Genomic DNA, 13,499 nt, shown 5'->3' with positions numbered 1-13,499 from the left:
AAATTCAGTTGAATGGTTCCTATCGTCATTTGCAAAAGTTGCGCGCTCGTTGTGAGCATGTGTTTGCCGAAAGCAAAGTCGTACATGGCTTGGATCGAGCTCGGAGCCGTGGGTTGGACTGCATGCAGGAACAGGCGATACTTACGGCAACGGTTCAGAATCTGAAAAAACTATGCCGGTTTAAGAAAAAACGACCTCAAACCGGTATTTCGGCATGCGAAAAACCGAAATCCGTGATAACGGAGGTAGTGTCAGGCCTGCTAGTTCCAGCGCTCGCTGGGTTGTTCTTCTCATTTTGCACGCCGGTTAGACGGCAAGAACTGACTTAATTCACCGGACTTCTAAATGAGTAGGCCTTTTATCCCGCTCAATAAATCCCAAGTTCAAACGGACTGTCGTTCTCAAGATCCAAGCCCGACTCCTCGTTATATGCGCTCTCGATTAACGCCAATACTTTTTCCGTCGAGCAGACTTACCACCCCGCCGTTCCGCGCCAATTGATCCCGTTCATAAGGGAACAAATTAACCGTGTATTGCTGGGCCGTCCGCAACAAACGAGATAACCCCTCGATCGAATCGTCTTCGCTCAGCTTCGCAATGATCTCTTTGCCCTTTTTCCCATAGGGGACAATAACCGCTGTCGTCAGCTCCTCAATCACCTTAAAATGCTCCGCAGCCGTTCGATGGCTGTCCATCAGGAACAGTGGGAGTTCCTCCTGCGTTCTGCTTGCGTAATCCGTAAAGTACGGATGGCTTCTTCTCGGCATCATTAGCAGATCGAGCATATTCTTTCGCAACTTCGGAATCCAGTAGTTCAGGTTTGTATCGAATTTGCCATACAGCTCCTGAAAATACCGTTCCATAGCCTACCGAGACAATATGTGTCCTCCGTGACTGTTAGGATTTTTCCGAAGATCGATGAAGATCTTTCTGGAAATCTCTTTTCCCTTCTTAATCTCAGGCAAATGGGTTAGGCTCTCCTCCGCGTGATCGATCACATAGACCTGCCGGATTACCGACCTCCCGTGACGGTTGCATCTGCCCGCAGCCTGAGCAATGGAATCGAGACCGGCAAGTGAGCGAACGACACAGTCGAAGCTTATATCCACCCCTGCCTCAATTAACTGTGTGCTGACACAGACCACTTTCTCTTCTTTATCGAGATGTCTTTTGACTTCTTCCAGAATATGCTTCCGGTGCGCCGGGCACATCGAAGTGCTTAAATGATAAAACGGAACGCCGCATGACTCCAATCGGCGATATAATTTCTTGACCACTGTCTTGGTGTTCAGTACGACAAGCACACTCTGAACCTCGTCAAGCTTATCTATGACAAAGTCGGCCAGCTTCTCGGTATCGAATACTTCTTGCGTCGCTCTGTCTACGATTTCCACTCGTTTGAACGCTTCGATCACGTCATCAAGACGTTCGATGATTTCAGCGTTCGACTTAATCTCCAGCTTATGCTCGACAAAATCTAACGCGGGCTGAGTTGCCGTGCATAGAATCAGGCTCGATTGACCGAAGTCGTGAAGGAAGTTCAGCGCGTGATTGAACAGCGAAACACAACGAACGGGTACCTTCTGCACTTCATCGAAAATGATGACCGACTCGCTCAAGTTATGAAGTCTTCTGATATTTCGGCCACCTTTAGCATAGAAAGCATTCAAGAACTGCACCATCGTCGTGAAAATAATCGGCGCATCCCAGTTGTCCCGTGCCAGCTTCCACTTCTGTTGAAGACTCATTGTGCCGTCCTGATTCTCGTCGTCATCGTCCGCATCATCGATTACGTTCGAATGGTGCTCCAAAACATTCTCCTCATCCGACAAAATCTTGCGGACTTCTTCCGCGTTCTGCTCAATAATGGTCGTGTACGGGACGACGTAAACGATTCGCTTCTTGCCGTACTCAAGGGCGTGCCGAAGCGCATATCGCAAGCTCGCCAACGTTTTGCCCCCGCCGGTCGGAATCGAGAGCGAATAGATGCCCGACGGATTCTCCGCATATTGCTCGCATCTGTTCGACATTTCCCTCCTTAGCCGATTGATCGGCGATTGCGCCTCTTCCTCTGCCTGGAAGGAGTCGAGCTTATCCATCAATTTTCGATAATAAGATGTGAACAACTCGTTACGATCCCGCTCCGGTTCGCTGGGCTTATTCTCCTCAAAGAGGCGGGTGTTCGTCCGATCGGCGTCAATTAAGGCGCTGAACACAAATATACTTGATTATCACGGCAAGCGTCTTTAGCAAAGTGCGTTTACATAAGAAAAAGGGACTCGTAAGAAGGTACGTTTTGTAAACGTGTTCTACTTGCGGGTCCGATGGTTGGGAAGTGAGGCATGGGCTAGCAAGCTTTTGACTTCTTCGCTTTCAGCGGGTGTTTCGCTAATAGGTGGCGCTGTAAGAAGACAGCGGTCAGAGGGTATTTGAATCACGCATCCTTGAGGGATGCGACTTAAGGTGACGGTGTACATGACTCACGCATCCCATGCGGGATTCGACAGCGATCCTGTATGAGCCCGAAATGACCTGCTCAGGATAAAAAACACGCAAAAACAAACAAATTACCAACAAAATCAAGTATAAACGCAAACTTTAAAGGCAAACAACCGTTTTTTTCCGGTGTGAATGTCCCAGGAACATCCTGTGCGCTTCACATTCGCACCATACATTCGCCCTGTTAGCCGACATCTGCGGCTTACAGTACGCATTTCGCCGCGACGCAGCCGGGAAGAAGAGGCACTCGTTCCGGAGGCTTCCCGGTTCGTCGACTTCCGGCGCGGCAAATTGGACGTATAGGGGAAAAGGACGGGCCTCATTCGGCCCGTCCCTTTCTTTTTGCCGGCATTCCGTTCTAATTCAGAAATCCCTCCAGCGCGATCGTCGGCTTCATGTCGGCCTGCCAGGCGCCCATGTTGTAGCCGCCGTTGTAGCCCGGCGTCGCTTCCGGCTCCCAATAGAAAACCCCGAGCCCCTTGCCCCCGGACAAATTGCGGATCTTCGTCTTGATGTCGGACACGAAGCTCTTGGCTGCGGACGGCTGATTGTAGTCCATGCCGATCTCGGTGACCATGACCGGCTTGCCGTACCGGGAGATCATGTCGTTCGCGTTGGCGATCGTCTGCGTCACCTTCGACGACCAATCGGACGCGCTAGGATAAAGCGACATGCCGATGATGTCGAACGTGGCACCGTTGGCGATCAAACCGCCGATATTCCAGACGAAGAGCGAATTGTCGTAGCCGTTGGAAAGGTGCACGATCGTTTTCGTGCCGCTGCTGACCGATTTGACCGCGTTGTTCCCTGTGTTGACCAGCCAAGCGTAGTTTTGCATGCTGAGCGATGCCTTGCCGTCGTCCCACAGCATGCCGTTGTTCGTCTCGTTGCCGATTTGCACCCAATCCGGCGTTACGCCGTACGACTGCATCGTCGTCATGACGTCGCGGGTCCAGTTCCACACGGCATCCATCAGCTGCTGGAACGTGTACCCGGCCCACGCCGCCGGCTTCGTCTGCTTGCCGGGGTCCGCCCAGCTGTCGCTGTAATGAAGCGTCAGCATGACGCTCAGTCCCGCATCCTTGGCCCGCTTCGCCAGCGCGGCGGCACGTTCCTTGTTCATGTAGCCGTTCGTATAGCTGCTCGAGGGATTGACCCAAACCCGAATGCGCACCGAGTTGATCTGGTAGTCGTTCTTGAGAATGTCCAGAATGTCCCGCTGCACGCCGTTCTTGTCCTTCCACTTGTACCCTTGCGCTTCCATTCCCGGCACCCAGCTGATGTCGGCGCCCTTGGCGAACGACGGCGCCGCGGCCGCCTTATGGGGCTGAGCCGACGGCGACAGCACGAGGACGAGAACGATGATCAGAGCGAACAATCCCGTTGCCGCTTTCCGCAACATGCGTTCGAACCTCCTTTGATTGAAATGGGAGACGGCTGTCTCCGTTTCAAATTGTAAGCGTATTCCAAGCCCGGGTGATATGGCGGGATTCGAACGATCTTTATGTTTTGGCAACATTCTTCGCTTCGGCCGAAGCCGGAGGGCGATGGGACCGCTTCGAGAGGATGAGCGCCGGCGGGCCGTTGCGGCTACCGCCGTGCCGTCCGCGTCAGCACCCTCGCTCCGTTGGCCGGCAGGTTCAGCCGGGACTCCTCCACCGGCTCGCCGGTTTCAGCGTCGCGATAGGCCCGCCCGTCCAGCGGGACGCTCGTCTCCGCTCCGCTGAAGTTGAGAATAAACACGTAATCCGTCTCCCCGTCCGTCCGCACCTGCGCGGTGACGCCCTCCGGCAAATCCGCTTCGATCGCCCGCGGGATCCCCAAATCTTCTACCAATCTCCCGTATAGAAAATCATAGAACGGCGCTTCGGCGCGCGTCGCCAAGTAATAGGCCTGCCCTTGCCCGAAGCGGTGCCGCGTCAACGCCGGGCGTCCGGCGTAGAAATCTGAACGGTAGACGGCCAGCGCCTCCGCGCCTTCGAGATGGACGAGCTCGCACAGCTCGCCGGAGTCGAATTCGCGCGCCAGACCCAGCGCGTTGTCCGGCACCGGAACGAGCCCGTTGCGCTCCCCGTCGTACAGCGCGTCGATCTCCTCCGCCCAGACGCCGAGCGTCTTGCGCAGCGGACCGGGGAAGCCGCCCAAGTGGCACAGATCGTGCTCGTCCACGACGCCGGACCAATACGTCGCCACCAGCGTTCCGCCGTCCCGCACGTACCGCTCCAGCTTGGCGCCCGCTTCCGCGCGGCACAGATACATCATCGGCGCAACGATGAGCTTGTATCGGCCGAAGTCGCGGTCGTCGTCCGAGCCGACGATGTCGACCGCTACGCCTAGCTCCCACAGCGCCTTGTAATGCTCCATCACCGTCTGCTCGTAATGGACGCCTGCGTTCCGCGGGCCTTGCGAATCCTTCACCGCCCAGCGGTTGTCCCAGTCGGCGATGATGGCGGCGCGGGCCCGGGTGGCGGTGCCGACGACGCCGGCCAGCGCCTTCAGCGTCGCGCCTAAATCCGCCACGTCGCAGAAGACGCGGGTATGCTCGTGGCCGACGTGATCGATGACGGCGCCGTGCAGCTTCTCGCTGGAGCCCCGGCTTTTGCGCCATTGGAAATATTGAACCGTATCAGCCCCGTGCGCGACGGCCTGCAGCGAGGACAGCCGGTGCATGCCCGGCTTCTTCAGCTTGCTGATCGGCTGCCAGTTCGTCAGGCTCGGCGTGCTCTCCATGAGCATGAACGGCTTGTCCTTGAGCGAGCGGAACAAGTCGTGGTTGAAAGCGAACCAGGCCGCCACCCGGCTGTCGTCCCGCGCCTCGTGCCAGGTCGGGTACGCATCCCAGGAGATCACGTCCAGCGCGTCCGCGAACTTGCGGTAATCGAGCCCTTCGTACCAGTCCATCATATTCGTCGTCACCGGCAATTCCGGGTTGACCGCCCGCAGCGGCGCGATCTCGTGCTTGCAGAAGTCCAGCGTCCGGTCGGTGACGAACCGCTTCCAGTCCAAATTGTGCGCGTGCACCATCGTCTCGCCGTGCGGAGCCGGCGATTCGAGCTGCGACCAGTCGGTGTACGTATGCGACCAGAACGACGTCCACCAGGCGGCGTTGAGCGCTTCGAGCGAGCCGTACTTGGCCCGCAGCCACTCGCGGAACGCCTCCTGGCAGTAGCCGCAATGGCATTCCCCGCCGTACTCGTTGGAGATGTGCCAGCCGACGACCGCCGGGTGGAACGCGTACCGCTCCGCCAGCTTCCGGTTGATCCGTTCAACCTTCTCCCGGTAGACGGGCGACGAATAGCAGTGATTGTGCCGATGCCCGTGCAAATTGCGCACGCGGTTCGGGCCGACGCGCAGCACCTCCGGATATTTCGCCGACAGCCAGGCCGGGCGCGCGCCGCTCGGCGTGGCGAGCCAAGCATAGATGCCGTTCGCCGCGAAGCGGTCGAGCACGCGGTCCAGCCATTCGAATTCGAAGCGCCCTTCCTCCGGCTCCAGCGCCGCCCAGGCGAAAATGCCGACGGCCATCACGTTGCAGCCGGCCAGCTTCATGAGCCGGATGTCTTCCTCCAGCACCGCGGGATCGTGGAGCCATTGATCCGGGTTGTAATCGGCTCCGTGCATAAAGCCCGGAATCCGGCTGCTGATCGGCGGAAATTTTGCGTGCATATTCGAAATCCTCCTTGATTTAGTCGAACCGAACGGTTCGGAGACGGCCTTCCGTCATTCCTTCACCGATCCCATCACAAGCCCTTTGACGAAAAACTTCTGCAGGAACGGATACACGATCAGCACCGGCAGCGCCCCGATGAAAATTTGCGCGGCGTTAATCGTCTTCTGGGACAGCAGATCGAACTCTTGCTTGGAGAAGCTCATCGAGCTCATGTCGCGGGAGACGATGACCGTCTGCAAATAAGTCGCCAGCGGATAGTCCTGCTTGTTGCTCAAATACAGAAGGCCGTCAAACCAGGAGTTCCAATGCCATACCATGGCGAAAAGGCCCAATGTAGCGAGCGCCGGCAGCGACACGGGCAAGTAGACGCGCGCGAGAATGCCCAGATGCCCCGCCCCGTCGATCAGCGCCGCTTCTTCCAGCTCCTTCGGAACGCCCCGGAAGAAGTTCATCAGCAGGATGATCAGCCAGACGTTCACGAGCCCGGGGAGAACGAGCACCCAGAACGAATCGATCAGGTGCAGGCTTTGGATGACAATGTAGAACGGCACGAGCCCTCCGTTGAAAATCATCGTGAACACGAACACCCAGGCGTAGACGGAGCGCCCGCGGAATTGCGCATTCTCCTTCGACAGCGGGTACGCCGCGAGGCACGCCACGACGAGAATGCCCGCCGTGCCGATGACCGTCCGTTTGACCGCCACCCACAGCGAATGGAGGAACACCGGGTTGTCGATCGTCTTCTCGTACGCGACGGTCGAGAAGTCCACCGGCCACAGCCCGACCAGATTGCCGTCCGCCGCGGATTTCGCGCTGAACGAGACGGCGAGCACGTGGATGAGCGGAATGACGCACATGAGCGCGACGGCTAGGAGAAAGCAAGTGTTGACGATATTGAAAATGCGGTAAGGTAACGTCTTGTGATACATCGCTGCCCCTCCTCAGAACACCCGGTAATTCGCCAGCTTGTAGGCCAACCGGTACGAGATGACGATCAGAACCATGCTGATGACCGATTTGAACAGGCCGACGGCGGTGGCGAATCCGAACTGGCCGTCGTTGATCGCCGTGCGGTAGACGAACGTGTCGATAATATCGCCCTTGTCCATGACAAGCGAATTGTACAGGTTGAAAATCTGGTCGAAGCCGGCGTTCAAAATGTTGCCGAGCGACAGCGTGCCGACGACGATGGCCATCGGAACGAGAGAGGGGATCGTAATGTGAAGCGTCTGCCGCCACCGGCTCGCTCCGTCCATCTCCGCCGCTTCGTAGAGCGACGGGTTGATGTTCGCGAGCGCCGCCAGGAACACGATCGTTCCGTAGCCGAATTCCTTCCACACCTCGGACACGACGACCGTGAACCGGAACCAGTTCCCGTCTCCGAGGAAGAAGATCGGCTTGATCCCGAACAACTCGTGCAGCACCCGGTTGACGAAGCCGCCGTCGGAAGAGAGGAATTCGACGAGAATGCCGCCGAGGATGACCCAGGACAGGAAGTGGGGCAAGTAGACAAGCGTCTGGATCGTCCGGCCGAGGAACCTCGCGCGCACCTCGTTGAGCAAAATCGCGAAGGCGAACGGCGTCAGCAGATTGAAGACGATCTTGAACACCGAGATGAGGAACGTGTTCCAGATGACCTGCAGGCTGTCCTCCCGTTCGAACAGCGCGCGGAAGTTGTCGAGGCCGATCCATTCGGAGCCGCTGATGTGCAGCCACGGCTTGTAATCCTGGAACGCCATGACGATGCCGCCCATCGGGATGTAATTGAAGACGATCAGCAGCGCAAGCGCCGGAAGAATCATCAGGTGAAAAGGCCAGGTCCGTCTCAAGTAGCGCATCTTGCAGCCTCCTTGTTCGATATACGGTGATTATAGCAACGGCTATCGCGGCGAAGTAGCGAGCAAACGCAACATTGATGGCATTATCGCAACCACTTTCGCGCGCAGCTGCCGGGCGAACGGGCAGAGGGCAGCCGGTGCCCCGGCTGCCCTCGATTGCCTTTTCCGATTACTGTGATTGCGTGCTCTTGTACCAGTCGTTCACTTCTTGCGTCATCTTGTCCCCGCCGGCGGCCTTCCAGTCCGATACGAACTTGTCGAACGCGGAGAGGTCTTTCTTGCCGTAGATGATCTCGTTGAACGTCTGCATCTCGATCTTCTTCAGGTAGTCCTGCTTGGACGTCATCGTCGGCGTCGCCGGACCGGTGAACATATCCTTGTAGGAGATGTCCGGCTGCGACAGCAGCACCTTGGCGGCGGCCGGCGTCTCCGGGCCGTAGTTGTTCTTGACTTCCTTCTCCAGCCGGGTCGTCGGCTCGTTGCCGTCGGCGAGCTTGAGCAGCGCCTTCATCTGCGCGTCCGGAATGCGCGCTCCGTCCTTCACGAGCCAATAGCGGTTGATGTTGACTTCGCCGCCCGGAATTTTGTCCAAGTACACCGGGTTGCCGTTCGCGTCCAGATCGTAGTCGTAGCCTTTGAAAACGCCGATGTCCCACTGGCTGCCCGGCTGCGGGTCGGCCAGGTTCTCGAACAGGTAGTTCTGGTACGTAAACAGCGCTTCGGGATGCTCCATGTTCTTGTTGATGAGCGTCACGCCGCTTGTGAAGTTCGTGCCGTGGCGTCCGGCCTTGCCGTCCGGTCCGGTCGGAATCGCGTAAGGCTTCCATACCGCGCCCGGAACGTTCTTCGCCGTGTCCTGCAGCGGCCAGCCGCTCATCCAGTAAGGGCCGGGGATGATGCCCGCCGTTCCCGCGACCGCGGGCTCGGACGTCTTGTTCTCGTCCCACAGCGCCGCTTCGCTCGGAATATAGCCCTTGTCGCGCCACTCCTTCAGCTTCTGCAGCGCCTGCTTCGCGGCCGGATTGATCGAGCCCCACTCGAGGCTGCCGTCCGCCGCCTTGTTCCATTGGTCCGGAATGGTGCCGTACGCGCCGAACACCCAGGAAGGATCGCCCATCCATGTGTTCATCGTCGTCTTGAAGCCGATGGACAGCGGAATGACTTGATTCGGCTTCAGGCCGTCCGGATTTTGATTTTTGAACGCGTCCATGACTTTCTCCAGCTCTTCCAGCGTTTTGGGCGCTTCGAGATGAAGCTTATCGAGCCAATCCTGGCGGATCCAGAGCAGGTAGTCGTGGTTGTAGGCGTAGTCGAGAACCGGGATGCCCATCCGCTTCCCGTCGCGGGTATACGGGTTCCAGACGTTCGGGTCGAGATTCATCGCCGCCTTCCACTTCTCGTTCGCGTATTGATCGAACAGGGAGCCGACCTCGCGGAACGCGCCCGTATCGATCAGATCCTGCGCCAGCTGGTCGTAATCGCCTCCGGTTCCGATCGTCACGACGTCGGGGAGCTTCTGGCTGGAAGACATGGCGAGCCGCATTTTCGTCACGAAGGCATTGTTCGTATCCGTGACGGACCAGAGCGAATCGATCTTGATGCCGAGCGTGTCGAGCGCCCATTTGGTGGCGACGTTGTTCTCGATCGTTTCGCCGTTTTTGAACTTGAGGGCCGGATCGACGCCCCACACGGTCGTGATCGTCACGGGCGGATCGTATTTGTCCTTGTAGGCGCTTTCGGTCGCGGACGCGGATGCGGACGCCGAAGCCGACGGGCTGCTCGCGGAAGACGGGCTCGAAGAACCTTCTTCGTCCTTGGAGCCCGAACAAGCCGCGAGGCCGGTGGCGGCCAACATCAGAGCGGCAGCTGCGAGCGCGCTTTTTCTGGTCATCGCTTTCATACTCTTCCCCCTAAGGCTTGGATGGCTTGCTAAGGCTAATTATAGGGAAGACCCGTTCGCCAACCTATGTCATTCATCGAAGATTTCTGCACCTTTGCCAACCATTGTCGCCGGAGCCCGGACCGCGAACCGCGCTCAATCCCGGTATTCGTTCGGCGTCATGCCGTAATGCTTCTTGAACATCTTGCTGAAATATTGCGGATTCTGGTAGCCCAGCTCCGCCGTAATCTCGTAAATCTTTTTATTCGTATGCTTAAGCAGATACAGCGCCCGCTCCATGCGAATCCGAATGATGTAGTCGCCCAGGCTTTCCCCGGTCTCGCTCTTGTAAATTTTGGACAAGTACACGGGGTGCAAATAGACCTTCTCCGCGATCGTCTTCACCGAGATGTCGAGCCCGATGTCGCGCGTCACCAGCTCCTGCACTTGCTTGATCAGATGCCCCCGCGCGTAATGATCGGAATCGGACAGCTCCGCCTTCAGCTTCGCGAGCGAATCCAGCGCCCACCGGCGCAGCCGTTCCGGGGAGTGAACCGCGCTCCGGTCGAGGAAAATGTCGAATCCGGCCGGGTCGATCTGCTGAACGAGCACTCCGTGCCGATGGGCGAGATAAAGGCACGCGTTCGCGATCCACAGGTAAACCTCGTACAGATGCTCGCGGGTGGCGGCCGCTTTCTCCGTCTCCAGATAGCCGAACACTTCGGCGATCTTGGCCTCCGCCGCCGCCCACTGCTTCGATTCGAGCAGATGGATCAGCGTCGGCGGCTTGTACAGCGTCTCCAGCGACCGGACGGACGAGGGCGCTGCGGGGTCGTCCTCCTGGAACAGGACGGCGGCCTCCTTCGTCCCCCCGTGCCGGAACAGCGTGCCGAGCGCCCCTCGGTAAGCCGCAGACATGCCTTCCGGAAAGACGAACCACGGGCTGATGACGATCGAGATGTCCCCTTTCAGATAAGAACGGACCTGCTTGCCGACCTCCTGCGCCAGCCGGTTCGTCTCCTCCCGGAGCGGACGTGCGGCTCCGCCGCCCGGTCCGTCGGGATTCGTCGACGCCACCAGCGCGAGGCAATCGTGGGGCGCTTTGCCGTGCCAAACCCTGTACGCGGCCCCGAGCACTTCTTCCGCGATGTTGCCGACGGCATATTCCATCAAGTCGAAGGAATCCGGGTCGTAATCCGAGAAGTGGCTGCCGAGCTGCACGAGCATCAAAAACGAAGGAGCCTCAAGCCGCAACGGAATCTCGTATTTTCGCAGCTTGTCCGCCATCGCCTGCTCCGACAGCTGCCTGCCCAGCAACAGATCGCTGAGCAAATTTTCCGACAGCCGCCGGCGGTCCGACTTCATATCGTAAAGAAGCCGGTGATAGCGTTCCGCCTCCTCCCATTCGTCCTTCAGCGATTCGATTTCGCCCAGAATCGTCCTCATAAACTCGTCGTCGTCCACGGGCTTCAAAATGTAGCCGGACACTTGAAGCTGAATCGCTTTTTTCGCATATTCGAAATCCGAATGTCCCGTCAAAATGAGCCTGCGTACGTTCGGCCAGCGCTCCCCGGCCAGACGGGCCAGCTCCAGGCCGTCCATCTCCGGCATGCGGATGTCGGTGACGAGAATGTCGACCGGCTGCGTCTCCAGTATGGCCAGCGCTTCGGCCGCCGACGCCGCCGTATAAACGCTGCGAACGTTCAGGCTGTCCCAAGGAATCGTCTTCTTCAGGCTCTCGGTCACGTAGGACTCGTCGTCTACCAGCAAAATTTCGATCATGCTCCCACCTCCGCTCCGCCGGCCGGGGCGATCGGCCATTCCAATTCGACCCGCAATCCGCCAAGGTCCGACCGCCCGATCGACACCCCCGCGTCTTCGCCGTACTTCAATTGCATCCGCTGATGGACGTTCCACAGACCGCAGCCCGTCCTTTCGTCCATCGGTTCGGACAGCTTGCGCTGCAGCCGCCGCAGCTCCGTCTCTTCCATCCCCTTGCCGTTATCCTCCACGCGAATGCGAACGCGCCCGTTCTCTTCGGAGACGATCAGCCGAATCAACGCCTCGCCGGCTTTCTCCTCGACGCCGTGCTGCACGGCGTTCTCGACGAGCGGCTGCACGAGCAGCGGCGGAATTTCCAGCTGGCGGAGCCAGGAAGGCAGCTCGACCTCGAAATGCAGCCGGTTCATGCGCAGCCGCTGAATTTCCAGGTAGCTCGTGACGAATTCCAGCTCCTCCGACAGCTTGACGAAATCGCGCTCCTGCCGGGTCGTGTATCGGTAGTAGCTGGATAAATTTTGTGACATGAGGACGATCGCCCGGTTGTTTCCGAGCTTCGCCATGCTGGAGATAAAGGAGAAGCAGTTATAGAAAAAATGCGGATTGATCTGCGACTGCAGCTGCTTGAGCCGGGCTTCCCGCACGTGGATTTTCTCCAGGTAGACCTTGTCGAACAGCTCCTGGATTTGCTCCACCATCGAATTGAACCGCATGAACACGAAGCTGAATTCGCTGCCGCCTTTGGGCACGAGGCGAACCGAGTAATCCTCCTGCTTCAGCCGTTGGAAACTTTGAACGAGCCGTTTCATCGGCACCTGAACCTGGGCGTACAGCAGATAAGCCAAAATGCAGCCCATGATCAGCAAAGAGGCGACCGACATGTAAAAGAGGCGGTTGGACTTCTCGATCGGTCCGATCACGTCGGAGTACGGAATGTAGTCGATCAAATACCATTCCGTCGTCGGCAGCCATTTGGTATTGACCAGATAGTTCTCCCCATCGAGCGCGATCGTCTGGTTGCTGGCGTCCATCAGCTTCTGCTGCTCCAGCTTGTCGACGAGCTCCTTCGCCACGCGCCGGTCCGCGGAGCTGTTGTAGATCATGCCTACCCCTTTTTTGTACAGAAATGGATCGCGCCGGCTGTCGCTCTTGAACTCGTCGAGCATGCGGGCGATATTCTGGCTGTCAAAACGAACCTCGATCACCAGGCCCGCATCCTCGGGGCGGTTGAACGCTTTGTAAGGGGCGGCCGTCAGCAGGGAAAACTCGAACGCGCCGTCGGAAGGCAGAGGTTCGACCTGCCAGCCCTGCTTCATGCGGCTTTTGAGCTCCGCATCGTCGTACTTGATCGCATCGGTATCGGTTACGACCCGGTTCAGCTTCGGCGAATAAATGTAGAGCGAGCTTTTCCAATTAATCGAACTTTCCTGGGTGCTGAGCTTCTGCTGAATGCGCTTAACCAGCGTAATCTCGTCCAGGTCGAGGTAGGAGCCGGCAAGCGGCTCGGCATCCTTCAGCGCCGAAATGTCGGGATCGTGAATAAGGAGATTGGGCCACAGCGATATGGAATCGATGTTCGCGTCCAATTGGGACTGGAAGAAGTCCAGCTTGCTCGTGTTGGACTTGTTCATTTCCTCGCGCAGGACGGCCGTGCTCGTCCGGTTGGAATACGAATAGAGGCCGGCGAGCAGAACGAGCATCGCGGCCAGAACGAGGACGATTTTGCGGAACAAGTTGAATCTGGGCATACGCTGCGAAACCCCTTCCATTAGTCCGGTTGCGAGGGAACGCGCGAATAGGCCGTCCTCCGGAGGAGAACAACCTCAAGCTCGCT

The 13,499-nt window shown here is 58.1% G+C and carries 8 protein-coding genes and 1 pseudogene; 1 reads left to right on the top strand and 8 read right to left on the bottom strand.

Going from position 1 to position 13,499, the window contains the following annotated elements; all coding sequences use genetic code 11:
* Window positions 1-329: transposase (locus G485_RS28990; RefSeq protein ID WP_205620138.1), on the top strand; the 329-nt coding region annotated here is incomplete at its 5' end.
* A 38-nt stretch (window positions 330-367) separates the two neighbouring features.
* Here G485_RS28990 and cas3 read toward each other — a convergent pair.
* From cas3 to G485_RS0110320, 8 genes and pseudogenes are all read right to left on the bottom strand, one after another.
* Window positions 368-2,219: pseudogene (gene cas3 / locus G485_RS25940) on the bottom strand (CRISPR-associated helicase Cas3'); the annotation flags it as partial.
* A 638-nt stretch (window positions 2,220-2,857) separates the two neighbouring features.
* Entirely contained in the window at window positions 2,858-3,901 is a 1,044-nt protein-coding gene (locus tag G485_RS0110350) for a glycoside hydrolase family 53 protein (RefSeq protein WP_027092499.1), read from the bottom strand.
* 188 nt (window positions 3,902-4,089) lie between these two features.
* The gene (locus tag G485_RS0110345) at window positions 4,090-6,165 is read right to left on the bottom strand and encodes a beta-galactosidase (RefSeq protein ID WP_027092498.1); all 2,076 of its coding nucleotides are present in this window, start codon (window positions 6,163-6,165) and stop codon (window positions 4,090-4,092) included.
* Between the two features lie 54 nt (window positions 6,166-6,219).
* Window positions 6,220-7,098 (bottom strand): carbohydrate ABC transporter permease, encoded by an 879-nt coding sequence (locus G485_RS0110340; RefSeq protein WP_027092497.1) that lies wholly within the window; start codon window positions 7,096-7,098, stop codon window positions 6,220-6,222.
* Window positions 7,099-7,110: 12 nt separating this feature from the next.
* Window positions 7,111-8,007, bottom strand: a complete 897-nt coding sequence (locus G485_RS0110335) for an ABC transporter permease (protein WP_027092496.1) — start codon at window positions 8,005-8,007, stop codon at window positions 7,111-7,113.
* Window positions 8,008-8,176: 169 nt separating this feature from the next.
* On the bottom strand, window positions 8,177-9,907 hold the full coding sequence (locus G485_RS0110330; RefSeq protein ID WP_027092495.1) for a type 2 periplasmic-binding domain-containing protein: 1,731 nt from the start codon (window positions 9,905-9,907) through the stop codon (window positions 8,177-8,179).
* 135 nt (window positions 9,908-10,042) lie between these two features.
* Window positions 10,043-11,668: a response regulator gene (locus G485_RS0110325; RefSeq protein ID WP_027092494.1), complete on the bottom strand. Its 1,626-nt coding sequence runs from the start codon at window positions 11,666-11,668 to the stop codon at window positions 10,043-10,045.
* Window positions 11,665-13,413: a sensor histidine kinase gene (locus G485_RS0110320; protein ID WP_027092493.1), complete on the bottom strand. Its 1,749-nt coding sequence runs from the start codon at window positions 13,411-13,413 to the stop codon at window positions 11,665-11,667. Before G485_RS0110320 ends, G485_RS0110325 begins: the two co-directional genes overlap by 4 nt.
* Between the last annotated feature and the right edge of the window lie 86 nt (window positions 13,414-13,499).

The organism is Cohnella thermotolerans DSM 17683, assembly GCF_000429825.1.
GTDB classification, from domain to species: Bacteria; Bacillota; Bacilli; order Paenibacillales; family Paenibacillaceae; genus Cohnella; species Cohnella thermotolerans.
This window is presented reverse-complemented; position numbering and strand designations above follow the sequence as displayed.